This is a genomic window from Nitrospirota bacterium (assembly GCA_015233895.1).
Taxonomy (GTDB): Bacteria; Nitrospirota; Thermodesulfovibrionia; order Thermodesulfovibrionales; family Magnetobacteriaceae; genus Magnetomonas.
In genome coordinates this window covers 64,024-90,165 of the sequence record JADFXG010000006.1, presented here as the reverse complement: position 1 = coordinate 90,165, position 26,142 = coordinate 64,024, and the positions used below count along the sequence as shown (strand labels likewise).

Genomic DNA, 26,142 nt, shown 5'->3' with positions numbered 1-26,142 from the left:
GCGTGGAGCAGCGTTTTCTTATCCGTCATTACGAGGAGCGTTAGCGACGTGGTAATCTCCTCTGTTTTTCCGTTATCTTTGAAAAGCGGCGATTGCCACACCCCCTGGGGGTTCGCAATGACGGATGGCGACTGTCCTGTTACAAATTAGAGGTTAATCATGATAGAAGACGTCGAACTAAGAGATATATTTAAAGCGGAAACAGAGGAGCATTTACAGAAACTTGAGGAGGGGCTTCTGGTGCTTGAGCAAACTCCGGATAAGCCCGGGTTGCTTGAGGAACTGTTTAGAGAGTCTCATTCGCTAAAGGGCTCGGCAAGACTAATGGGCGTGGATAAGATAGAGCTTGTAAGCCACACGCTTGAGGATATGTTATCCAAAGCCAAGCGCGGAACCACTAAGCTATCCACAGCCTCAGTAAACAGCATCTATAAATGTCTTGACGTTATAAGAGCGCTGCTTCATGAAGCTTTAACCGGAGAGACTTCCAATATAAATATTATACATGTGATAGAGGAGTTAAAAGGTGAAAGGGTTAGTACTACAGCTTTGGTAAAACCGGTTCATAAGGAGCCGGATGCTGCAACACAAGCGCCAGCACCAGCAAAACCTCAACCCGTTATACCCGTCAATGAGCCTGAAAAGGTGTTATCTCAGGCAGAAGAGACGCTTTCGGTTTCAGAACCCCAACCCTATGAAGACACCGAGGAAACTAAAACCGGAGCCTCTGATGTCTCACGAGCTGATGGGGTTGTACTTTGGCTTGACAGCAGCGAAAAACGCTCTTCAATTGAAACCATACGTGTGGAGGCCCACAAACTTGACTCTCTTATGGTGCATGTAGGCGAACTTGTAGTAATAAAAAACAGAATAAACCAACGCATAAATGATATACAAGAGACTATAAGTATGTGGGAAAAAGTGATTTTGCCTCAGTTAGGCGGCAGCACTGACTTAAGCGTCCAGCAGAGGGTGCAATCGGCAAACGATCAAGAGGCATTTTATAAACATCTGAATAACCTCAAAAACTCCCTCTATGAAGATGGCGCAAGAATCTCTTTTGTATCACAGCAGCTGGACCATGGAGCGCACGAACTCATGCTTATTCCCCTCTCTACGGTGTTTAACCCGTTTAAGCGCATGGTAAGAGATTTAGCAAATGAAAAAGCTAAAGAGATAAACTTCTGTGTAGAAGGCGGAGAGACAACGGCGGAAAAGCGAGTACTTGAGGAAATAAAAGACCCGCTTATGCATATCCTCAGAAATTCCATAGACCACGCAATCGAGCCCCCTGAGGTTCGCACCGGGCTTGGGAAAGACAAGTGCGGACTGATTCTCCTTAAGGCTTACAAAGAGAGCACAAATGTGATTATCGAGGTGCTTGATGACGGACAGGGACTTGCTACAGAAAGTATAAAAGAGACCGCTATTAAGAACAAACTCGTCAGCCGTGAAGTTATGGATAAAATGACCACGGCAGAAATCCACAATTTCGTTTTTGCACCTGGGTTTTCTACAAATAAGATAGTTACGGATATTTCCGGCCGCGGCATAGGAATGGACGTTGTTAAGACCACTTTGGAGCGGCTAAAGGGCAGCATCGCGATGGACTCTGTTCCAAACGAGGGATGTAAGATGACTCTGCGCATACCGGTAAATATCTCATCCACCAGGGTGTTTCTGGTAATAGCCCGTAACCGCACCTATGCTCTTCCCATTGAGTTTGTTATGACTACTTTTATGCTAAAACTCTCGGATGTTTATAACTTAGAAAGCCAAAAGACCATTACATTTATGGATAATCCGGTCTCCATTTTATATATAACCGATATCCTTGAAATCACGGAACGGGCGGATTCCGGTAGAATGCTCAAATCTGACACACTGGCTCAGAAACTTCCCTGTATAATGTTTAAGGTAGAGGGACAGATGTTTGGTGTTTTAGTAGATGTGCTTGTAGATGAACAGGAAATAGTGTTAAAATCATATGGTGGAATATTAAAGCGGGTGCGAAACGTGCTGGGCTCTACGATACTGGGCAGTGGCGAGGTTTGCATGGTGCTTAATCCGAATGACATTCTAAAAACGATACGGAGCAGCGGTTTTACCTCTGCATCGCTTCAACAAGCGGAGGCATTGTCCAGACAGCATAGTATTTTAATGGCAGAGGACTCTATTACGACACGGACTCAGATGAAGCGCATACTTGAGGGAGCAGGCTATGAGGTCACAGCGTGTGTGGACGGACTGGATGCTTTGAATAAGTTGAGAACCGCAGAGTTTGATGCCGTGATTTCAGACATTCAAATGCCAAATATGGATGGATTGACTTTGACTGAAAATATCAGAATGGATACTAAATACAGAGAGCTTCCCGTGATATTAGTGACAACAATGTCCTCAGAAGAGGACATGAAGCGTGGAATCGAGGTGGGGGCAAATGCCTACATCACAAAACCCGCATTTGACAAGCAGGTGTTTCTTGAAACACTAAAAAGGCTTATTATATGAAAGCTTTGAAAAAACGTATAAGAGTGCTAATCGTGGAGGACTCGCCTGTAGCTGTGCTGGCTCTTAAACGGATGCTTGAGACAAGTGATGAAATCGAGGTAGTGGGCACAGCCCGGCACGGCAAAGAGGGGCTTGAGATGATTCCCAGAGTGAGTCCCGATGTAATATGTACAGACCTTCACATGCCTGTTATGGATGGCCTGGAGTTTACCAAAGAGGTGATGGCCCGGCATCCCCTTCCCACATTAGTGGTAAGCGTCAGTGTAAGCGAAACTCACACTCAAAATGTGTTTCAACTTCTTCAGGCAGGAGCCATCGACGTGTTTCCAAAGCCTCAGGGTGCTTTAATTGATCAGACAGGGGAGTTTTCAGCCGAGTTAATAAGTAAGATAAAGATTCTCTCCGGGGTGATTCCATTTAGTAAACAAAAGAGACAAAAGGGTGCAGCCGGTGTTTTTCCCGTTGTACCAGCCCGTTTAGATAAAGCTCACAGTGTTTCCTTAACCAAAAATCTGAGGATGATTGTAATAGGAGCATCTACTGGAGGCCCGCAGGCTCTTGAAGCCATCCTTAAGGCGCTGCCCCATGATTTTCCCCTGCCCATAGTGTGTGTGCAGCATATAAGTGACGGGTTTATTGATAGTCTTGTTGAGTGGCTCGATAAGGCCTGTAAGGTGAAGGTGGTACTTGCCCGCAATGATGAAATACCTCAGCCATCAACCGTTTATTTTGCGCCCGACCATAAACACTTAACATTTAACAGCGAGGGCAGATTTTTACTGACCTCTGCTCCGCCGGTTGATGGCCACAGACCGTCTGTTACAGTGACAATGGCATCCCTTGCCGAACGCTATCAGAGAGGTGCTATGGGTGTGCTCTTAACCGGCATGGGACGCGACGGCGCAGACGGACTGCTCTCTGTAAGCAGGGTAGGGGGCATAACCATTGCTCAGGACAAAAAAAGCAGTATTGTCTTTGGGATGCCCGAACAGGCTATAAGGCTTGGGGCTGCCAAGTACGTGCTCGATGTTGGCAGTATTGCAAAGGTGTTGGTTGAATTTGCGCATAATGAAAAAACCGGTATATAAGGTCTGATATGTCACAATTACATAGAACCAGATTGCTTATAGTTGAAGACAGCGCCATTCAGAGGGAGCTTCTGAAACGGGTGCTGTTGCGTGTCGGCTATGACGTAGTCGCTGCGGTGGATGGTATTGACGGGTTTGCAAAGGCAGAAAAACACAACCCCTCGTTAATCATAAGCGACATTTCAATGCCAGGCATGGATGGCTATGAAATGTGCCAAAAGATAAAAAACACAGAGAGATTATCGGATATTCCTGTGATTTTACTTACTGCGCTTTCAGACGTTAGAGAAATCATACGAGGGCTTCAGTCCGAGGCCGACTACTACATCACAAAGCCGTATGATGAAAAGTATCTGCTCTTGTGTATAGAGTCGCTTCTTTCCGAGGAAAACAAGGGTTGGGACGACAACCCGGATGAAGGGCTTAAAATTAACTTCCTCGGTGAACATTACACAATAAAAACTCATCCACGGCAAACCCTGAACCTGCTTCTTTCCACGTATGAAAATGCCGTCCAGAAAAACACCGAACTAATCAAAGCCCAATTTGAGTTAAAAACCCTCAACGAGGAACTTGAAAACAAGGTACGTGAGCGTACCAAGGAATTACAGTCCTCCGAGGAGAGCTACAAAGTGCTTTTTGAAAACACTTTCAGCGGATTTTACAGATTTACCCCCGATGGCAGATTCCTTTCAATAAATCCGGCCTTTACCACAATGCTGGGGTACTCAAGTAAGGACGAGCTGTTGTCCTTTTGCCAGGACCTCTCGTGCCAGTATTTTAAACACAGGGATTATGAAAAATTTATGGAGGCACTGAGAGAGAACACTTCTATAAAAGACTTTGTGTGTCATCTGAAAAAGAAAGACGGCAGTGAACTGATTATAGAGCAAAACATCCGTGTGGTAAAAAACGATTCCGGCGAAGTGGAGTACTATGAGGGGTTTATTAATGACGTAACGGAGTGTAAACGTGCCGAGGCGCAGTTGATTAAGCTCTCAAGCGCCATAATCCAAAGCCCGGTGGCTGTGATTATTACCGATGTGGACGGCAAAATAGATTTTATTAATCCCAGATTCTGTGAAATGACAGGCTATACCAGGCAAGAGGTGAGAGGGAAAAACCCCAGGTTTTTGCAATCTGGAAAGACTCCACCTGAGGTCTATACAGACCTTTGGGATACGATAAAATCCGGCGGCACATGGCATGGAGAGCTGCTTAACAAAAAAAAGGACGGCAACTTCTACTGGAACAGCATCACAGTGTCACCGATAAGGGATGCCGATGGCACTATCACTCACTATTTGTCTGTGAATGAAGATATCACAGGCCGTAAAGAGGTAGAGGAGACACTGAGAAAAGCCAAGGAGGCCTCAGAGGTAGCAAACCGCACCAAAAGCGAATTTCTGGCTAACATGAGCCATGAGATCCGAACGCCTATGAATGCCATTATTGGGATGTCCGGTCTGGTTCTTGACACGAACTTACAGCCAGAACAGAAGGAATACATAGAGACAGTGCTTAATTCAGCCAATTCCCTTCTAACGATTATAAACAGCATCCTGGACTTTTCAAAAATAGAGTCCGGCAAACTGGAGCTTGAGGAGATAAGTTTTGATCTGCGTGAGCTAACGGAAAACATATGCGATCCTCTGTCCATATCTGCCTACAAGAAAGGCCTTGAGCTTACAAGCCATGTAAAACCCGGTGTGCCGCTAAAGTTAATTGGCGACCCGGCACGGCTTGGGCAGATAATTATTAACTTAGTTGGTAATGCTCTGAAATTTACAGAGACCGGAGAGGTAGTGGTAGAGGTGGACACGGAGCCTGGGTATGATAACGGGAATTCGGTCATGCTGCATTTTACTGTCTCTGACACAGGTATTGGAATACCTGCCTCCAAGTTTAAGTACATATTTGAAAACTTTTCCCAGGCTGACGGCTCAATGACGAGAAAGTATGGGGGCACTGGCCTTGGCCTTGCCATCTCAAAGCAGTTAGTGACGCTGATGGGCGGCGAGATATGGCTTCAGAGCACTGAGGGCAAGGGCAGCACATTTCATTTTACAGCAAAATTTTTCATAAGCGGCGTCAGTGAGGTTATAGAACAGCCATGTTTTAACAATGTCAAAGTGCTGGTGTCCTGTAATTATCCCACAGGTTGCACATTAATCAGAGACATTCTAAGTTGTGCCGACAATGAGGTTACAGAGGCAAACGGGCCTGAGGAGACAATTAAAAAGCTGGAGGCTGCCAAAGCTGCCGGACGCCCATTTGATATAGCGTTTGTTGACGTACGGCTTGCCGGAATTGGCGGATTTAAAATGGCTGAGCATATTCTGAATGATAAGACATCAGCCTCATCGGTAGTCATGATGTTAAATTCTAATCAAAGAAGCGGTGATGTGGAAAGATGCCGGGAAATCGGTGCCTCATCATATTTGATTAAACCGATAAAGTATAAAGAGGTCATAAGGACCTTAACAGAACTGTTGAAAAAACCGGCTGCAGAAGCTGACGTAGTAAAAGCTGCGCCAAAGACTGAGCCTGTGCCAACTGCAATTTCAACTCTTCGCATTCTTTTAGTAGATGATAACCTTACAAACCGTGTCGTTGCCAAAGGGATAATGAAAAAACACGGTTACTCAATAACTGAGGCAGAGGATGGCCAACAGGCGATAGCAATTCTTAGTGAAGGACTGTTTGATATGGTTTTAATGGACGTTCAAATGCCTGTGATGGATGGCTTTGAGGCAACAAAAATAATAAAGTCAACAGAGTCAACCCGTCACATACCGGTTATAGCAATGACGGCACACGCTATGAAAGAAGACAGACAGCGGTGTCTTGATGCCGGTATGGATGATTATGTAACAAAACCGATAAGAGCCGCAGAATTGAAAGAGGTTATAGAGCGGCATAATCCGCTAAAACAGCACAGCTGATAACAGCAGTGTAAGAAATACACTACCTAAATAAAAGGGCGAATTATGGCAGAACATGAACAGAAGGACGGTATAGATGTCTTATTAGTAGAGGACAGCCTTAGTCAGGCGGTGTTTCTTAAAAACCTGTTACTCAGATACAGGTATAAAGTGAGGATAGCCAGAAACGGCCTTGAGGGCCTTGAGTTTCTGAAAGAGGAGCCGTATCCTGCCATAATAATCAGCGACGTTCAGATGCCAATTATGGATGGCTATGAGATGTGCAAACAGGTTAAAAATGATGACATACTAAAAAACATCCCAGTAATACTGCTTACTCAACTGTCAGCAGCCGAGGATATAATAAAGGGACTTGAGAGCGGGGCGGATAACTTCATAATAAAACCATACTCAGAGGAATCCTTAATCAGCAGGATAGAGCAGTTGATAAAATTGTATAAGACAGAGCACATCCCATCTGACCCAAAGACTGGGATTGAGTTAACGATGGGCGGGAAGAATTACGTATTAAATCCTGAGCGCCGTCAGATTTTAAATCTCCTTGTGACTACTTACGAAAAGGTTATTGACCAAAACAAGCAGTTACTTGAAAAGGAATTCGAGTTAACCAGAATTAACAGTATATTAGAGCAACGTGTCGAGGAGGAGACAAAGAAAAGGCTTGAGCATGAGCAGTTATTGGTTCACCGCTCAAAGATGGCTACAATGGGAGAGATGCTTGGAGTTATAGCCCACCAGTGGAAACAACCACTGAACTCATTTGCGCTACTGGTTCAGGATTTACGAGATACTTTTTCTGCCGGACAGCTCAATCAGAACTACATTGATATAAACGTAGAGGAGTCAATGAGACAGATAGGGTTTATGGCAAAAACGATAGACGATTTCAGAAAGTTTTTCATGCCTTCTAAAAAAATGACCGAATTTAATGTGGTTGAAGCGATAAATGAGGTCATACGGATATTATCGTCACAGATAAAGATCAGCTCTATTAAGATAACCGTTGAGAGCATTGGCAACGGCAAATTAACAGTTACAGGGTATCGTAATGAGTTTATGCACGTAATTTTAAACATACTATCCAACTCACGGGATGCTATCTTAGCACGAGATAAGTCAGGGGAGCGTGCAATTTCAATCGTAATTAACACAGATGGCAACTCTGTGGTAACAGAGATACAGGATACCGGGGGTGGGATTCCTGAAGATATTCTCTCTAAGGTGTTTGATGCCTATTTCACAACGAAAGAGCAGTCAGACGGCACAGGAATCGGGCTTTACATATCAAAAATAATAATAGAGAGCAACATGAGAGGTACTATTTCGGCAGAAAACAGAGGCGGCGGAGCACTGTTTAAAATATCAATTCCACACTCATAGGAGGGGAAGTATGCAAATTCCTAACTAACTGCCGAGTAAATTTTTGTAGAGTTTTACAGCGGACTGTGCCATTTTTTCTCTTGTAAAGAAGTTCATAAACCGTTCCCTGCAATTAATAGAAAACCTGTTGTACATCTCCTTGCCGTTTAGAATCAACTTAATGGCATGAGAAAGTTCGGTGGGGTCCCCGGGCTCCACATTTATACCAGTTACGCCGTGCTGGTTAACCCATCCGACACCGGCAAGTTTTGTGGCTACCACCGGTTTTCCAAACGACATGGCTTCAATAATGACTATTCCAAAAGCCTCCGAGCGTTCAACCGAGGGCAGGCAAAATAAATCACAGGCCTCATAGTATGTGCCCAGTTGCCGGTCGGGAATGTGTCCGGGCAGAAAAACCCTGTCGCTGAGTCCCATTGATTTTACCATATTGCTAAGACGCTCTCTAAGCGGGCCCTCTCCGGCTATTATTACAGAGTAGCCCTCCCCAAGCTCTGAGGCAGCTTTAATCAAATGCTCATACCCCTTGTAGTAGATCAATCTGCCGAGGCTGAAGATTATTTTCTTACCCTCATGGAGTTTTCTTATGGCTGCAACCTCCTCTTTGTTCGAGGCAAGATGCTCTGTTGCCACTCCGATTGGGATTGTCACAGCCTTATGTTCAAACGGATTAAGATGCCTGGAGCAGGTAATGTAGGTAGGGGTTGTGGTAATTATAGCATCTGCTCTTTTCATAAGCCAGTGCATAACCGGCGCATAGAGTTTAAGCAGCAGACGTTGTCTTACAATATCGCTATGCCAATGAAGGACAACTTTATTTTTCGGTTTGGCAAGCAAAACAGCAAGGTTTGCCAGCGGGTCAGGAAAATGCACGTGGATAATGTCGTAGTTTTTGTTAATATCTATAAATTTCGAGATCAACTGGGGTGAGACTGAGGTAGAGAGGATCTTTCCGTAGGATTTTGTACGGATTACGTTGTAGCCGTTATAGATTTCCTCAGAATAGGTGGCATTGGTGTTAGAACAGAGGACATCACACCTTGTGCCTTCTTTGTTTATTCCCTCGGTAAGGTTATACATGACAACTTCTATGCCGCCAGGTGGTGCCGGCGGATAATACTTTCCAAACTGTAGCACTTTCACGCTATTAATACTCTCTTGTTTGGTTTGTATAGACTATTTCCTTAAATACCTTTACGTGCTGCTCTGAGACTCGCTCCCAGCTAAAGGACTCAGAGCGTTTAAGTCCGTGCTTAATCATGCGCATCCTGAGTTTTTCGTTCGTAAGCATTTCCCTTAACCCCTCGGCAATAGTTTCAGTCTTAAGCGGGTCAAAGTATAGGGCAGCTCCCTTACATACCTCCTGCATGGGTGCAATATTTGAACAGACCAAAGGACAACCGGATGCCATTGCCTCAACAAGAGGAAGCCCAAACCCCTCGTATAGGGACGGATGCACTGTCACGGCAGCAAGGTTATAATAATATGGCAAATCAGCATCACTTAAAATGCCTTTGATTAAAACATGCCGGCTGAGTTGTGCATCCTCGTTAACAGCCCTCAGAAATTCATCATCACCTGTTCTGAACCCCTCCGTCTGTCCTACTATAACAAGCCTCAGGTCTTTGAAGTCAGGTTCGGACAGTAGCATCTCAAAAGCCTTAAGCAACCTCATCAGATTTTTATGTGGTTTTACATTTCCCACATAGAGAATAAATCTCTCTGGCAGGTTTAACCGTTCCTTGAGCTGTGTCAGAGCTGCCTTATCCTCACATGGCTTAAAAACCTCCCTGTCCACTCCGTTATGTATGGCAACTACCTTAGAGGATGGCTGCTTTGTGTATTTTATTATTTCAGATTTTGAAAACTCAGAAACTGTGATTATCTTATCTGAGAGTGAGGCTGCCGTGTTTAACATAACCTTGGAATATAATTTCTGTTTCATAGTGAGTGTGTTGAAATGTGCAAGCAAAAACATGTCGTGAATTGTGACAACACGTTTAATGGTTTTAAACGGATAAATAGGTACATTAAAATGGGGGGCGAAAAACAGGTTACATTCCGGAGGAAGCATGCTAAGCATGAATAGTTGCTCACTCATAGTGAATACGGAATCGGTGTAGTGAATTATTCTGTGGCTTTCAGGGTTACTTAAAAGAGGATAGATTTTTCCCCTGTCGCCGATAAAGGTAAGATTGATGTCATCACGGTTGGATATTGCTTTTAAAAGGCAAGATATATACCTTCCAATTCCAGAGGAGCCGATTAGGCGGACATCTATGGAAACATTACACCCCATAATAAAAGTTATGTGCAAGCATCAGGTTGCACTCATTAAACCTGCCACAAACGGGAGCTTGAGCAGCAACACAACATATAAACACATTTTTGGCCATGATTTATATAATACCAAAACCATATTAAAAATAAAAAGTGTCAGGCTATTGATAATAAATTTCTTTAGCGGCATAAAACTGTATAAATATTTCAACGCTCTGCTTTGTCTTAACTGGAAAAAATTTCTTAAAAAACAGGCAATTGACAAGCAGACTCTATCGTATGTATGATACCATGGCGGTTAGGGAGAAAAATGTTGGAACAAGAGAAAATACATCAAGTTGAATGCCAAATATCTGTTGTGGTACCTATGTACAACGAATCGTCAAATGTGGCAGTATTCTTTCAGCGGTTAGTGCCAATTCTTGAGTCAACCGGATTAAGTTACGAGATAATTTGTGTTAATGATGGAAGTTCTGACGATACTCTTGTGAGACTTCAGAAGGAGAGACAAAATAACCCTGCCATTGCAATTGTTGACCTTTCCCGTAATTTTGGTAAAGAACTGGCTCTCACTGCAGGGCTTAACTTTTCAAGAGGAAATGCCGTCATCCCAATAGACAGTGACCTGCAGGACCCACCGGAGTTAATCACCTCAATGATTGCAAAGTGGCATGAAGGCTATGATGTTGTTTATGCCGTCAGAAGTTCACGCTCCGGAGAGTCTTTTATGAAACGTCTCACAGCTAAAATGTTTTATAAGACTATTAATTACATTACCGATATAGACATCCCAAGAGATACCGGTGATTTCAGGCTTCTTGACAGGCGGGTCGTTGACGTGCTTAACAAAATCCCTGAAAACACCAGATTTATGAAAGGACTCTTTGCATGGGTGGGTTTTAAGCAAACCGGTATATTTTTTGACAGAGACCCGAGGTTTTCCGGCAAAACTAAATGGAATTACTGGAAACTTTGGAATTTTGCTATAGATGGAATAACTCTTTTCAGTGCAACACCGCTTAAGGTTTGGACTTATGCGGGGTTTTCCATTGCTTTGCTGTCTCTTTTTTTTGCAGCCTTTGTGATAATAAAAACACTGGTTAAAGGGATAGACGTTCCCGGTTACGCCTCCATAATGGTCACAGTACTGTTTATCGGGGGAATTCAACTTCTAAGTGTGGGAATAATGGGTGAGTACATTGGGCGGATTTATACAGAAGCCAAAAGGCGGCCACTTTACATAGTTAATAAGATTTATGGTATAAACAACGACAGTACAAGCTAAGTTAAACTCAAGAACTTTTTTGCCTTATCACCAAAGATATAAGATTACATAAGGCAATTGTACGAATGTGCATTGACATTACTGTTCATAGACTGTTAAGATTACCACTCAATGATTACTAACTTTAAGGGAGGATATATGAAAAAGTCTTTTAGAGTTTTCTTAGTAGTTTTAGCTTTATTATTTCCATTTTCCAGTGCGGTATATAGCGAGGATTGTTCCAGCGTAAAGCAGCCATTTAGTTTTATAGTGTTTGGAGACAGCAGAGCTGACAGGAAAATTGACGCTGCGGTAAGCCCTTCACTTGCGCCATTAGTTGTTACAATTAAAGCCTATATAGATAATCCTCAAAAATATTACAAAAACGGTATTAAGCCCTCTTTTATCATGTTTAACGGAGACCTTGCAGTAAGGGCTAATAAGGAAAACTATGCAACATGGAAAAAAATAATGCAGCCGCTTTACGATGAAAAATTACCAATTGCCATAGCTTTGGGTAACCACGAGCTTTATGACTCAGATTCGGAATCCGGCTATCTGCAAAAACAAAAGGATTTTCAAGATTTTAACAACGAGGGACTGAGCAAGTTCCCAGAGCAGGGGAGGTGTATCAAGGGGTGGAATAATAATGCCGCATATTCGTTTATGTGGAATAATTCCTTGTTTATCACCATGGATACATATCTGTTTCCCCATGAGCTTAACGAACACAAAAAATACGACTTAAGCGGATGGATGGATAAGGAGCAATTAAATTTTGTCAAACATGAGTTAGTTTCAAATAATAAAGCAACGTTTACCTTTGTATTTGCACATACACCTATTTTTACCGTATATAATTCTTATCATCCTTTGACTAAAGGGCAGGCAGTATTTGGTGGAACTTACAACGAAAGCCTGCAAAAACTGTGGCAGACTCTTGATAACACAGATGGAGATAAAGCGTATCACCACATAGATGCCTATTTTTCTGGACACGATCATTTTTATGCAAGAAAGCTGATTAATAAAGAGATGGACTCAAAGTGGAAAAACAGTATTGTTGAGGTTGTCTGCGGCGGAGCCGGAGCCCCTCTGGCAAACTCCAAAGGTTGCCTGACTGACAGCGAAAAATGTATAACTTTCGATACCCCTCCGGAAATCAGCAGCCAGTTTCACTTTGTCGTGGTTAACGTATATGATATGTTTGTAACTCTGCACGTTTTTAACACGGAGGGTGCAGAAATAGATCACTATCTAATCGAAAAAGTAGATTAAAGGAGCGTTTAGTATTGGAAGAGCACTTAATAAAAAGTGACTGGATATGTTCATATCTGCAAGAAGACGACATATTCTCAAAAGCTAAGAATGCAGAACTTGCGCGGCTGTTGCCTTACGTAGCGATTAAATCTTTTACTACAGGGCAGACTATTTATACTCAGGGGCAGCACGCCCAGTTTCTTTATATGGTGATAACAGGAGAGGTAAAGCTATTCTCTGAAATTTCCTCTATGACAATTACCAGCAAGGGAAAAATTGGGCTTGAAAGCTGCTCTGAACTCCCTCGATATGTAACGTGTGCCACTGTGCTTACCGATGCTACGGTTTTAATGATTCCGAGGGACAAAATTGATGCTCTTAAAATATCACGTGAAATTAAAGGCGATTTTATTCTCTCTCTGCTGGAGAATTTTACTGGTAACAATGTAGCCTTAGAGAACGAAAACAACAAAAAAGTTGATGTAACAACAGACAAAAAGAAATCTAAGGATAAAAACAAGGTGCCGCTTAATAAGGCCATAGGCTGGATTTGTGTAATTATCTTTTCCCCTTTAGCTCTGTGGCTGAGTTACAAACACGGTCTGGATTTAAATGCAATTTTTTTTATAGGAATATTCACCGCAACCGTACTCATGTGGATTTTTAAGCTGGTTGACGAGTTTGTTCCCGGGCTTTTTGCGATATTGGCTTTTTTGTGTATAGGAGTTGCAGACACGGATGTTGTGCTTTCAGGTTTCATCTCAGACGGATTTTTCCTTGCTATGAGTGTTCTTGGTTTAGGCACTGTTATTGTTATATCCGGGCTAAGTTATCGGGTTATACTTATTCTGATATTGAAATTACCTAAAACCCAGTCTGTCTTGAACTTAATCTTAACTTTCACAGGTATTGTGCTTACTCCGATTATTCCTACTGCTAACGGCAGAATTGCTCTGCTGAGCCCTTTTCTGAAAGATATTATTGAAACTTGTAAGTTAACTCCCGGGAAAAATGCAGCATCAAGGCTTGCATTTTCAACATTTTCCGGTACCACGCTGTTGTCAGGGATGTTTATCACCAGCAAGTCAGTTAACTTTGTGGTTTTGGGTATGATGCCAATGCAGGTACAGGAGGAGTTTCAGTGGTTATCGTGGCTTGTTGCATCCATCGTTACAGGTGTTGTACTTCTTGTAATTGTATATGTAGCCACTTATTTAATGTACAGAAATAAAGAAGCCATACAAGTTTCATCCGACCAAATCCGAGTGCAGCTCAGGCTCCTTGGCCCCCTGTCCTTACAGGAGTGGTCAGCTATCGTAGGGGTACTTTTTTTTGTACTGGGGATTTTGACGTACTCTCTCCATAAGATACAACCTCCGTGGATTGGTTTGTCAATTCTCTACGGGTTGTTGCTTTTTGGATGTCTTAAAAAAGATGATTTCAGAGAGAAAGTTGACTGGCCGTTTTTAATTTACCTTGCCTCAGTTGTTGGCATTATTCAAACTATGAAAAGTGTGGGGCTTGATACTTTGATAGCTAAGCATCTTTCAGTGCTGATACCTTATATGCACTACAACTTTGGTGTTTTCGTCCTGATACTGGCCGGTATTATGTTTGTCATGCGCATTGCAATGCCGATTAACGCAGCTATCGTTCTCGTAGCGGCCGTGTTTATGCCCTTAGCGGATGTGGCCGGACTGAACGCATGGCTTGTTGGGTTTATTATTTTGGTTTTAGGTGAAATGTGGGTATTTCCATATCAGTGCTCTTACTATATGCAGTTTCAGGATATGACATTAACCGAGAAAATCTATGAAGAGAAATCATTTCTGAGGCTTAATATGTTGGTTAATGTAATAAAACTTGTAGCGATTTATGCGGCTGTTCCGTATTGGAAAATGCGGGGGATATTATGAAAAAGAAGTATTTTAATCTATTGATTGTTTGTTTCATTTTTGAGGTTATATTGATGTTGCTACCGTTTAATCTAAGCAAAAAGCGTGTGCTCATCCTGCACAGTTATGACACTAGCTATGGGTGGGTCAGGGACATTAATGTTGGAATTAATCGTGTATTAAAAAACAAAACCCATTACTTTGTCAGATGGCATTATCTTGATACAAAGCGTCATCCATGGCGTGAGTTTAAAGAAAACTCAGGGAAAGTAGCAAGGAGTATGATAGATAAGTGGCAGCCCGATGTCATCATAGCAGTTGATGATGATGCACAGGAGTATGTTGCTAAATATTATAATAACAATCCAAAGATAACTATTGTATTTTCAGGCGTTAATAATGAAATCGAGGACTATCGCTTCGACAAAGCTCAAAACGTTACCGGAATACTTGAACGGCTTCCTTTAGATGCAGTTAAGGAGGGGTTACAGACGTTTTCACATATGGCGGGTAAAACAGGTCCAATAAAGGTGTTTTTTATCGGTGATAAATCTGAGACCGTAATGGGAGATGAGAAATGGATAAGACAATACAACTGGAATCCAGTTAAACTTGAGGGCACATGTTTAGTCAACACACTGGATGAGTGGAGGGATGCGGTTGATAATGCCTCTAAAAGCGTGGATTACATACTGGTTTCAAACTACAGAAAGATATTACGTTCTAAGGGCACATCTGAACTTGTACCGCCTAAAGAACTGATAGATTTTACTATAAAACATTCTAAAGTGCCGGTTATCGGTACAAACGCATTCTTTGGTGATGATGGCGGAATGCTGGCTATAGCCACGTCTCCTTTTGAACAGGGTACTGTAGCAGCTAAGATGGCTGTAGATATTCTCGATAATAAAACTCATCCAAAAGATATTCCAATTGCCGTAACCTCACAGTTTGTGGTTTCAATGAATGATTCAAGAGTTAAGGAATTCCATTTTGATTTGCCAAAGGTGTATGAGGCAAGCGCAAGAGCAAGCAACCATTTCTATAAATGAAATTGTATGTTATGAAAAAATATATCACGATAACGACAATTTTAGTAGTTTGTCTGTTTTTCATATTGATGCAATGCAAGTCTTATGCCTCTGCCAAAAATGGTCAATATGAAAAACACATCTTATTGTTAAACTCCTACAATAAAGGTTATCTGTGGACGGACAATCAAGTGAGGGGAGTGGAGTCTTTGTTTAAAGAAAAGGAGGAAATCACCCTTCACATTGAGTACATGGATACAAAACGTATTAAAAGCGCTGAGTATTACAAGATATTGAGTGAATTATTCAAACATAAGTACAAAAAAATACATTTTGAGATTATAATCGTAACCGATGACGATGCGCTTGACTTTGTCAAACAATACAGGGAAGAGCTTTTTAAAGGAGTGCCATTTGTTTTTTGTGGCATAAATGATTACACACCAGAAAAAACAGCAGGGTATCAGGGTTTTACGGGTGTTAATGAAGGGTCAGATTATGAAGCAACAGTGGATTTAGCACTGAAGTTAAATCCTGGACTGAAGCAGTTTATAGTTATCAGCGACATGACAACAACTGGAATTTTAGAAAAGAACTCTTTTAATAATGCAATTGGTAAGTATAAACAGACGATTAACTTTACATATCTTGACAACTCAACAATGGATGAGGTCAAACAACTTGTCAGCAAATTAAAGCCTGATACGGCTGTATTTTATCTTTCCTTTTTTAAAGACAGAAATGGTGAGGACTTTACACCGTCAATGGCAGTAACTCAAATAACGCGTGCATCATCGGTGCCTGTGTATGGCGGGGTTGACTACATGCTGGGGTATGGTATAGTTGGCGGTATGCTTAAAAACAGTTTCTACCAGGGTGAGTCAGCAGGTAAACTTGCTATTAGAATATTAAACGGCGAAAAAGCAGACAATATACCTGTAATCATGAAAAGTCCCAACACATTTATGTTTGATTATAATGTGATGCAGAGGTTTGACATAGATATTTCATCTTTGCCTGCTGGAGCCATTGTTATAAATAAACCGGAGACATTTTACTTCAAATACAAACGCGTGATATGGGGAGTTACGGCGCTCATAACCGTTCTGATTGTTTTTATCGTTATTCTCCTTGTTAACATCCGGCAGCGAATCATGGCTCAGCATGAATTGTTAAAATATCAGAATCATTTAGAAGAGCTCGTAACTGAGCGTACAAGCGAGTTAAAGAAAGCCACGCAGCACCTTGTGGAATCTGAAAAAATGGCAGCCCTTGGCGGGTTGGTAGCCGGTGTTGCACATGAAATAAACACGCCTGTTGGAATTGCTGTCACCGCTGCCTCACACCTGCAGGACGTGACAAGCAAACTCTCAGTTGCGATAAATAATAAGACCGCAAAAAAAGATGAGCTTTTTAACTATTTTACACATGCCACGAAATCCAGCGAGCTTATTTTAGCTAACCTTGAGCGAACCAGCGAACTCGTTAAGAGTTTCAAATTAGTCTCAGCCGATCAGACATCGCATGAAAAGCGTATATTTAACATCAAAGATTATATCGAAAAGGTGATAACAAGCCTTAGTCCTAAATTAAAACACACCTCAATAGAAATTAAACTTGATTGCCCGCCCGATATGGAGATAAACAGTTACCCAGGAGAATTGGCGCAGATAATCACAAATTTAGTAATAAACTCCCTGATGCACGCTTATAACGAGGCTGACAAAGGGGTCATAACTATAGAAATATCAAGTACCGATGATTCTTTTGTATTAAAGTATATCGATGACGGAAAGGGAATCCCGGAGGAGAATCTTAGCAAGATATTTAATCCGTTTTTCACGACAAACAGGGCAGGGGGAGGCACAGGGCTAGGCTTGCACATACTTTATAATCTTATAACCCAGACCTTTAAGGGCACTATTAATTGTGAAAGCACTGTAGGTAAAGGAACCACCTTTACCGTGACGATACCTGCAACCTAACAAAAAGTCTGACCTTCAATGCCTCTCTTGCTCTCTTTGCTGCCATTGTGTTTTGTGCAAACAAAATGTTACTCTCGAATTTGCATTAAAATCAGGGGGAGAGGATTAGTGGATAAGCGTTATCAAGTATTTGTAAGTTCAACTTATGATGATTTGCATGATGAGCGGCAAGAGATTATGCAGGCACTTTTGGAACTTGACTGTATTCCATCAGGAATGGAACTCTTTCCGGCAGCGAATGATGATCAATTGACATTAATTAAAAAAATTATAGATGACTGTGATTACTACATTGTAATTATCGGTGGAAGGTACGGTTCAATCAGTAAAGATGGGGTCAGCTATACAGAAAAAGAATACTGCTACGCATTAGAAAAACGAAAACCTATCATTGGATTTATTCATAAAAACCCTGGGCAAATTCCACTGGATCGCTCTGAGAAAGATCCTGCCGGTAAGGAGAAACTTGAGGCATTTATTGGAAAACTTGACGAGGAAAAGGTGATACAATACTGGGAGACATCTAAAGACCTTGCTTTGGCTGTTTCAACAAGCCTTCAAAAATTAATAGACAATAATCCAGCAACCGGCTGGGTAAGAGCCGATAAAGTAGCCACTGAAGAAAGTGAATTGGAAATACTTAGTTTAAGACAAAAAGTTCAGGAATTAGAAGAAAAACTGGAAGCTGAGTCAAACAGACCACATGGAGATATTGAAAGTTTGGCACAGGGTGATGATTCTTTTATTATTAATTATACTTTTAATGAAAAGACTCGTTCACTTACAACCACTTGGAATGATATATTTAAGAAAATTTCCCCGTCAATGATAAAAGGAATTTCCAGATATGAAGTATTAATTAATTTGTACACTATGCTAGGCAAACACTTGGGTATGAAAGACAGTTATCTTAGTGAATTAGAGTTAGACGACAATTTTATAAGTCAAATATTAAATCAGTTTAGATTACTTGGGCTCATTGAAGTATTAAGCGACAATGAAGAAAAGTGGGCTTTAACAAAAAAGGGGAATTCTGTAATGTCAAACCTTCTGGCAATAAAAAAAGGATAAGGAACAGAAAAACAACTCAAGACAGCGAGCGGGGTTTAAGTATATTTTATACAAGATTATGAGACAAGATGATGACTTTTTTATGATTAATGAAATCCAGAAACATATAGACACATATATAGTATGGCTTAAAGATAAAACAGCGCTACGACAGGTTAAAGACTGGATAGAGATAACAACACCTTATCTTGACAGGCATAATGATTATCTCCAAATCTATGTAAAACGGCAAGAGCATGGGTTTATTTTCACTGATGATGGGTACACAATTGAAGACCTTAAGCAATCAGGCTGCGAACTACAAAGCATGAAACGTAAGGAACTTCTAACTTTTACATTGAATGGGTTTGGGGTAAAACTAGAAAATAATTCATTAACGATTCAGGCCTCATCAGAAAATTTCGCGTTAAAGAAGCATAATTTAATTCAGGCGATATTGGCTGTTAATGACCTTTTTTATCTTGCTGCTCCTATGGTGACATCACTTTTTCTAGAAGATGTTACTTCATGGTTAAAATTGTGTGATATACGATACACTCCAAACATAAATTTTACTGGCAAAAGTGGATTTGTTCATAGATTTGACTTTGTTATTCCTGCATCAAAGCAACAGCCGGAACGCATCCTTAAAGCTATAAACAGGCCAGGCCGCGACTCAGCTGAGGGAGTTGCTTTTTCATGGTTTGACACCAAAGTTGTTAGACCGGCAAATTCACGGGCCTATGCGTTTCTGAACGACTCGGAACATGCTCCAGCGGCATCCGTTCTGGACGCAATAAAAAGTTATAATGTCAAACCCGTGCTTTGGAGTGAACGTGAAGAAATCCGAGAAGAGTTGGCAGCATAAAACAGGCAAGCTGAGAGAATCGCAAAACCTATGAGAAAACCAAACTTATGACAGCATTTTTAGCATCAGTACTTGTAGTGTTCATTGCCGAGATGGGAGACAAGACCCAGCTTCTGGCCATGTGTATGGCGGCAAGGTACAAGTGGCATACGGTAATGTTGGGGGTATTTGTGGCAACCCTTGCCAATCACCTGTTAGCTGCCCTGGCTGGCACGTATGTTACACGGATAGTTCCAATGGTTTATATAAATGTGGCTGCTGCCGTTGCGTTTATTATGTTTGGACTTTGGACTATTAAGGGAGACGACTTGCAATGCGAGGATAAGAAGTCTGAGATGAGCCCGTTTTGGACCGTTGCAGTGTCATTTTTTGTGGCTGAAATGGGTGATAAAACACAACTTGCTGCAGTAACTCTAGCCGCAAAGTATAACTCTTTGATGGCCGTTTGGCTTGGCACAACGGTTGGAATGATGGTAGCCGATGGCTTTGGTATTATAGTTGGGGTGGTTATGGGTAAAAACATTCCAGAAAAAATTGTTAAATGGATAGCCGCTCTTATTTTTATACTCTATGGTCTGTACAGCCTTTATATCGCACTTCACTAATTAATAGATAAGATGACAACTACAATCATGTCCTGTAGTAGCCACACCTTGTCTGCCAATCAGTGCCGCATTTGCTAACTTTTCTTATCGCCTTTGGGTTTTACTTTATCTATAAGCGGATCAAAATAGCCACCAATCTGTCTTCTCAGTGCTTTAAACATGGTTTTAGCAACAACTGTTGCCGCTCTGCTTCTGGGGTGGTCGGCTATGGCGTCAATAATCATTAGTTCATCAACCAGGTCCTCTTTACACAGCCTCTTACTACCCTCAAGCATACTAACCGATGGACACAGACTTACCCAGCCTATCAACAATGAGATAATAATTGACTCTATTTCGGTATCATCCTCAAAGGCTGTGTGTTTGCTCTTTTCATATATGTGCTTAATAAATCCAGGTTCTTTAAATGTCTTTGCCTTTGTTTCTTTTTTATGTTTTTTAAAATGTTTTACTCCACTCTGGTACTTTTCCTCTTCTTTGATAACAAGCTGATGGAACTCACATTCTGTGCATCTTCGTATCTTAGCGGCATAAGATTCTTTCTTTTTTCCAATAGAAGGTAAAATTGCCCAGCACGCCCTGCCTGCATTTATTCCCCCATGAAGTCCGTTAAAAGATGTTGCCGTTGCTACCGGACACAGCCCAAACCTCTCCACATGCTTACCACCAGGTTCTCTCCCGCAATTATGAAATTCCCAGCAATTCAGTTTTCTAATAGTTTTGGGCTTCTCGACGATATTTCGCACCACAATAACTTTTGGCTTTCCTTTTACTTCTATATTTTCAACTTTTTCTATAGTAATGGCCATATTACTGCCATTTCCGCTACCACCATTGTCTCCGGTTATTACCGGCTCCCCAAATACCTGCTTATCATCTGACATATCTTAGGCCCCCCCGGCTTGTCCGCAATACCCTCACAGTTTGCGCACACATCACTCTACCTGTCATACAACTCTTACAACACACAATACAAACTAACACTTTTAATCTGATGTTGTCAATGATTGTTTCTAATTAATTCTTGTCAGAAGTAACAGTGTTTTGTTAACATAAATGTAACAAAATGGAAATACCCTGTCTATCATACAAAGGCTATAGTTTAAGCCTCTGCTCACCCTCAAAAGTGGTGTTCTGTGACTGATAAAAATATTCCAGTTGATTTACAAATGCTTTTTAACACTGTCCCCATAGGCGTTGTTTATATTGGGGCTGATATGAAAGTCCTGAAAGTTAACGGCTTCATAGAAAAACTAACCGGTAAGTCAAATGATGAGCTAACAGGAAGACCTTGTTATGAGATAATAGCCGAAAAGGCAGATAGCCAGGACAAAGGGTCTGAAATGTGCAGCTTTTGCAGAAAACAGCAGTGTCTCTTAACTAAAAATCCTGCTGTTGTAGAAAGATCATTTGGCGAAAAACATATAAAAATAACACTCACTCCTAAATTTAATTCCAGGGGAGAGGTAACTCAATATCTTGAGGCCATTGAGGATATTACATCCAAACTTGAGACAGAGCAAAAGATAGTCTTAAACTCTCAGATGCAGTCAGTGGTTGACTTAATACTTCAAATCTCACTCGAACCTATAGAATTAAAAGAACAACTTGAACGTATCCTTGATTTTATATTTACAATTCCAAGACTGGCTCTTGAATCAAAAGGTTGTGTGTTTTTAGCCGATGAGGAAAAAAAGAAACTTAAGATGAAAGCACAAAGGGGATTAACCGAGCCGATTACGACCCTTTGTAATGAAGTGCCTTATGGCAGGTGTATCTGTGGTAAGGTAGCCCAAAGCAGGGAGGCAGTATATGCCCCGGATATAGACGACCGTCATGACATACGTTATGACTCTATGCCTGCGCACGGCCACTACTGTGTACCGATCATTTCTGGACAGAAGCTGCTTGGAGTTTTGAACCTGTTTATCGGACACAATCACAAGAGGGACACGGATGAGGAGGAGTTTCTGGCAACGGTGGCTAACACAATTGCTAACGTTATAGAGCGAAAAAGAGCAGAGGAGGTTTTAAGAGATCAGAAGGAGTTCCTCCGCTCTATAGTTCAATCAACTCAGGATGCCATAATTACAATTAACGCTGATGGCATTGTATTGTTTTGGAATGACGGCGCAGTAAGAACATTTGGTTACAGTACTGATGAGGTTGTAGGAATTCCTCTTAATTTTATAATTCCGGAGCGGTTAATACACAAACACGAAGAGGGCATTAAACGAGTGCTATCTACCGGGGATTCTGAGGCTATAGGCAAGACCTTTGAGCTTGTGGCCCAAAACAGAGAAGGGGGTGAATTCCCAGTTGAGTTGTCTTTAGCTTCCTGGAAAAATCAAAGAGAAACTTTTTTTACAGGAATAATAAGGGACATAAGCAGGAGAAAATGCGCAGAGGCAGAGCTTCAGCAGAGTGTTGAGAAGTTAAGAAAAGTAATAGGCGGCATAATCCAGACAATAGCTATGACTGTAGAGGTCAGGGACCCCTATACCGCAGGACATCAGCGGCGCGTGGCTAATCTTGCGCGGGCAATAGCCACTGAGATGAAACTCGATGAGGATACGATAGATGCCATACGAATGGCCGGCACCATTCATGACATCGGAAAAATCTATGTACCTGCAGAGATACTGAGTAAACCGGGGAAACTTAGCGATATAGAATTCGAACTGATAAAAATGCACTCTGAGGTTGGTTTTGATATTTTAAAAACCATAGAATTCCCGTGGCCTGTGGCGCAGATTGTGCTTCAGCACCATGAGAAATGGGATGGCAGCGGCTATCCTATTGGGCTTAAGGGCACAGGTATATTGCTTGAAGCAAGGATAATATGCGTTTCAGACGTAATTGAGGCAATAACATTCCACAGACCTTACAGAGCCGGACTTGGAATTGAAAAAGCTATCGAGGAGATACAAAAAGCAAGGGGTATTCTTTTTGACCCCGATGTCGTTGACGCTGCTACAGCGCTGTTTATCGGGGAGAGGTTTAAATTCGACTAACGTAGTTTAGGTTTTCTCATGGGGTATATGACAGTCTTAATTTATTAATCTAAATGTAACATAAATGTAACTCTGTTGTAACAATTGAAGTGTTATGATATTTTACTTACATAGGTATTATCAGTGTTATGGCATGTGAAATACGACTCAAAAAACCATTTTAATGGTAAAACCAAAACAAAAAGGAGAATATGACTTATGAGGACGAAATTAGCAAGTTTTTTGATCTTCCTTTTTTTAGCAGGTCTAACAGGCACGGTTTATGGGGAAACTGCAATTGTTAAGGCAGACGGTTCGTCAACTGTGTTTCCAATATCATCTGCAATGGCAGAGGAATTTCAAAAAGCTGAAAAGGGTAAAATTAGAGTTACTGTTGGATTATCCGGCACTGGGGGCGGTTTTAAAAAGTTCTGCAGAGGAGAGACAGATATAAGTGACGCTTCTAGACCAATAAAAGAGACAGAGGCTGAGCTTTGCAAATCCAACAAGATAAAATACATAGAAATTCCAGTGGCATATGACGGAATAGCAGTTGTTGTAAACCCAAAAAACACGTGGGTAAAGGATATTACTGTAAGTGAGCTTAAGAAAATTTGGGAACCAGAGGCACAAGCTAAAATTTCCAAATGGAATCAGGTTAGAGCTAGCTGGCCGGATAAGGAAATTCATCTGTTTGGCCTTGGTGTTGACTCAGGCACTTACGATTATTTTACTGAAGCTACGGTCGGTAAGGAACACTCAAGCAGGGGGGATTACACATCAAGTGCTGACCCAAATGTGTTAGTACAGGGGATATCATCCGATGTTAATGCTCTTGGCTTTTTTGGCGTTGCATACTACGAAAATAACAAGGATAAGTTAAAATTAGTCCCTGTCATCAATGATAAGAAAGGAGGCAAGGACGCTGTGCTTCCAACATATGATAATGTACTTAAGGGAGTTTACCAGCCGCTTTCAAGGCCAATTTTCATCTATGTGAGCGTTCAATCGGCTGCGAAACCAGAGGTTCAGAAATTTGTGGAGTTTTATTTAAAAAGTGCTCCAAACATTGTGAAAGAGGTTGGCTATATTTCCCTTCCTGCAACAGCCTATCCTTTAGGGCTTAACAGATTTACAAAAAGAATGGAGGGCTCAGTCTTTGGCGCTCACGGCTCTCAGATTGGCGTAAAGATAGAGGATCTTCTCCAGAAAGAATCTATTTCCAAGTAGCTTCCAGAAATTAAGGATTAGTCCGCAGATGACGCAGATGGACGCAGATGAAAAAAATCTGCGAGAATCTGCGTCATCTGCGGATAAAATCTTTTTTATGATTCCTCATATATTCATGATTTTTTGATATTAGAGAAAACTTAAAAAATACTACTTTTTTGAGCGCTACTCGGTATCAATCTCTATGATTGTTACCTCGGGCGGCTCAAAGAGTCGTATGGGAGGGCCCCATGTGCCGGCTCCGCGGTTTAAGTATATGGATGAGCCGTTTGTGAGTTTGGTATAGCCGGTGTTTATCTTAAATACCAACAGTGGAAAAACATTGTATGGGAAAATCTGTCCGCCATGTGTGTGCCCTGAAAGTTGAAGGTCAAAAAGTCCTACAGAGTCAGGACTTATAATCGGCCTGTGCTTTAATAAAATTGTAAATTTATCTTTTGGCAGGGCTGACAGCAGGTCTGTTTCAGTTTTTGTTTCAGCAATGTTAAATCTGCTGATATCTTTGTCATCCACTCCGGCAATGTTCAGAAATCCAACAGTAACCGCCTCATTTCTAAGTATTGTAAATCCCGATTTTTTGGTGAACTCCAGAGAGTCCTGAAGCCCTGCGTACAGTTCATGGTTTCCAATTACTGCATATTTACCGGAGGGAGGATTTAGCTCCAAAAACAGGTTTGACAGCCCGTCTAAATGATCAAGTTGTCCGTCCACAAAGTCTCCGGTTGACAGTATTATATCTGGTTTTTCCCTCTTAAGAATGGAAATTATTGGCTTGATTCTGCTTTCTCTGACAAGAACTCCGATGTGGACGTCTGATATTTGGGCTATTTTAATTTTACCGGCTCCTTTGGGAATTTTTGGAGTCTTTATTGTAAGATGCACTGTACGTATTACTCGTGCGTCAATAAAGGCGTAGATGTAAGCTGAGAGTGTTATTAAGAGAGTCAGTAAGAAAACTGTCCGGCTGGTGATTTTTAGCTGTATCATTTTTGAGAAGAAATCAGACTGTGATATTACCCGTATAATTTCAAGAGAAAATGAGACAGGAAGAAAAATAACGATAAGCCCCATCCATGTATAACCCACGTTTGCGCTAAGTGAGGCGGCATTTTCATAATCGTGGCGTTCTGCAAGCCTTATAAGCATAGGGGTAAAGACCATCAGCGCCATAAAAACAACAATGGCAACCCTCAGATGAACCGGCAGCGGGAAAGCGTTTGTTATACGGCTATAGACGTAGTAGTGGATTGTGCTGTAGAGCGCCACAAAAATTACGACGAATAATTTCATAGCCGTGTTAGACTGCATTTGCTGATTTCTGTCATATTAATTAAAATAATAATATCTTATTGTAAAACAAGAGCATAAAATAAATCAGCAAGGGGTAAGCAGCATGGCTTTTAAAATAAAAAGAATTGAACTTGAAAAAAAAACTGTTGGAAAGATGATTTCACTTTATTGCAGGAAAAATCACAAGGCTGCGGCTAACACACTATGCCCCGACTGCCAGTCACTCCACGATTATGCTCAGGTACGCCTTGACAGGTGTAAATTCCAGGACAGTAAACCAAACTGCAGCCACTGCACAATACACTGTTATAAGCCCGATATGAGGGAGAAGATCAAGGCCGTTATGCGCTTTTCAGGCCCCCGAATGATTTTCAGAAACCCCATCCTTGCCTTTCTGCACTCAATTGATGGAATCATTAACAAAAAAAGCGGTTAATGCAAAGGCGGCTGCCCTATGGCAGCTGTCT

The 26,142-nt window shown here is 41.5% G+C and carries 20 protein-coding genes; 16 read left to right on the top strand and 4 right to left on the bottom strand.

Going from position 1 to position 26,142, the window contains the following annotated elements; translation table 11 throughout:
• Positions 1-159: 159 nt before the first annotated feature.
• Genes HQK88_06550 through HQK88_06535 form a run of 4 tightly spaced genes read left to right on the top strand, consistent with a single transcriptional unit; the run spans position 160 to position 7,924 of the window.
• Complete coding sequence (locus tag HQK88_06550) at positions 160-2,511, top strand: hybrid sensor histidine kinase/response regulator (GenBank protein MBF0616460.1); 2,352 nt, start codon at positions 160-162, stop codon at positions 2,509-2,511.
• A complete protein-coding gene (gene cheB, locus HQK88_06545; GenBank protein MBF0616459.1) occupies positions 2,508-3,599 on the top strand; it encodes a chemotaxis-specific protein-glutamate methyltransferase CheB in 1,092 nt (363 codons plus the stop codon). The genes HQK88_06550 and cheB overlap by 4 nt, the downstream gene beginning before the upstream one ends.
• A gap of 8 nt (positions 3,600-3,607) precedes the next feature.
• Entirely contained in the window at positions 3,608-6,544 is a 2,937-nt protein-coding gene (locus tag HQK88_06540; protein MBF0616458.1) for a response regulator, read from the top strand.
• Between the two features lie 45 nt (positions 6,545-6,589).
• The gene (locus HQK88_06535; protein ID MBF0616457.1) at positions 6,590-7,924 is read left to right on the top strand and encodes a response regulator; all 1,335 of its coding nucleotides are present in this window, start codon (positions 6,590-6,592) and stop codon (positions 7,922-7,924) included.
• Positions 7,925-7,948: 24 nt separating this feature from the next.
• On the opposite strand, the gene HQK88_06530 is transcribed toward HQK88_06535, so the two are convergent.
• A complete protein-coding gene (locus HQK88_06530; protein ID MBF0616456.1) occupies positions 7,949-9,067 on the bottom strand; it encodes a glycosyltransferase in 1,119 nt (372 codons plus the stop codon).
• Positions 9,068-9,071: 4 nt separating this feature from the next.
• A complete protein-coding gene (locus tag HQK88_06525) occupies positions 9,072-10,223 on the bottom strand; it encodes a glycosyltransferase family 4 protein (GenBank protein MBF0616455.1) in 1,152 nt (383 codons plus the stop codon).
• Here HQK88_06525 and HQK88_06520 point away from each other — a divergent pair.
• From HQK88_06520 to HQK88_06480, 9 genes are all read left to right on the top strand, one after another.
• On the top strand, positions 10,204-10,491 hold the full coding sequence (locus tag HQK88_06520; GenBank protein MBF0616454.1) for a hypothetical protein: 288 nt from the start codon (positions 10,204-10,206) through the stop codon (positions 10,489-10,491). The genes HQK88_06525 and HQK88_06520 overlap by 20 nt on opposite strands.
• A gap of 23 nt (positions 10,492-10,514) precedes the next feature.
• A complete protein-coding gene (locus tag HQK88_06515) occupies positions 10,515-11,489 on the top strand; it encodes a glycosyltransferase family 2 protein (GenBank protein ID MBF0616453.1) in 975 nt (324 codons plus the stop codon).
• Between the two features lie 138 nt (positions 11,490-11,627).
• Positions 11,628-12,746: a metallophosphoesterase gene (locus tag HQK88_06510; GenBank protein ID MBF0616452.1), complete on the top strand. Its 1,119-nt coding sequence runs from the start codon at positions 11,628-11,630 to the stop codon at positions 12,744-12,746.
• A gap of 14 nt (positions 12,747-12,760) precedes the next feature.
• On the top strand, positions 12,761-14,644 hold the full coding sequence (locus tag HQK88_06505; GenBank protein ID MBF0616451.1) for an anion permease: 1,884 nt from the start codon (positions 12,761-12,763) through the stop codon (positions 14,642-14,644).
• The gene (locus HQK88_06500) at positions 14,641-15,675 is read left to right on the top strand and encodes a hypothetical protein (GenBank protein ID MBF0616450.1); all 1,035 of its coding nucleotides are present in this window, start codon (positions 14,641-14,643) and stop codon (positions 15,673-15,675) included. Before HQK88_06505 ends, HQK88_06500 begins: the two co-directional genes overlap by 4 nt.
• A gap of 188 nt (positions 15,676-15,863) precedes the next feature.
• The gene (locus tag HQK88_06495; GenBank protein ID MBF0616449.1) at positions 15,864-17,639 is read left to right on the top strand and encodes a sensor histidine kinase; all 1,776 of its coding nucleotides are present in this window, start codon (positions 15,864-15,866) and stop codon (positions 17,637-17,639) included.
• A 108-nt stretch (positions 17,640-17,747) separates the two neighbouring features.
• Positions 17,748-18,710: a DUF4062 domain-containing protein gene (locus tag HQK88_06490; GenBank protein ID MBF0616448.1), complete on the top strand. Its 963-nt coding sequence runs from the start codon at positions 17,748-17,750 to the stop codon at positions 18,708-18,710.
• 82 nt (positions 18,711-18,792) lie between these two features.
• Positions 18,793-19,557 carry a DUF1829 domain-containing protein gene (locus tag HQK88_06485; GenBank protein ID MBF0616447.1) on the top strand — a complete coding sequence of 255 codons (765 nt, stop codon included), beginning with the start codon at positions 18,793-18,795 and terminating at the stop codon, positions 19,555-19,557.
• Positions 19,558-19,604: 47 nt separating this feature from the next.
• Positions 19,605-20,162, top strand: a complete 558-nt coding sequence (locus HQK88_06480) for a TMEM165/GDT1 family protein (protein MBF0616446.1) — start codon at positions 19,605-19,607, stop codon at positions 20,160-20,162.
• 74 nt (positions 20,163-20,236) lie between these two features.
• Here HQK88_06480 and HQK88_06475 read toward each other — a convergent pair whose 3' ends face one another.
• Positions 20,237-21,046 (bottom strand): hypothetical protein, encoded by an 810-nt coding sequence (locus tag HQK88_06475; protein MBF0616445.1) that lies wholly within the window; start codon positions 21,044-21,046, stop codon positions 20,237-20,239.
• A 252-nt stretch (positions 21,047-21,298) separates the two neighbouring features.
• Between HQK88_06475 and HQK88_06470 the strand changes: the two genes are divergently transcribed.
• Complete coding sequence (locus HQK88_06470) at positions 21,299-23,176, top strand: PAS domain S-box protein (GenBank protein MBF0616444.1); 1,878 nt, start codon at positions 21,299-21,301, stop codon at positions 23,174-23,176.
• Positions 23,177-23,374: 198 nt separating this feature from the next.
• Entirely contained in the window at positions 23,375-24,385 is a 1,011-nt protein-coding gene (locus HQK88_06465) for a PstS family phosphate ABC transporter substrate-binding protein (protein ID MBF0616443.1), read from the top strand.
• Between the two features lie 165 nt (positions 24,386-24,550).
• Here HQK88_06465 and HQK88_06460 read toward each other — a convergent pair whose 3' ends face one another.
• Positions 24,551-25,675, bottom strand: coding sequence for a metallophosphoesterase (locus HQK88_06460; protein MBF0616442.1), 1,125 nt, complete (start codon positions 25,673-25,675; stop codon positions 24,551-24,553).
• Between the two features lie 103 nt (positions 25,676-25,778).
• Here HQK88_06460 and HQK88_06455 point away from each other — a divergent pair, with 103 nt between their 5' ends.
• Complete coding sequence (locus HQK88_06455; protein MBF0616441.1) at positions 25,779-26,111, top strand: nitrous oxide-stimulated promoter family protein; 333 nt, start codon at positions 25,779-25,781, stop codon at positions 26,109-26,111.
• Positions 26,112-26,142: the final 31 nt, after the last annotated feature.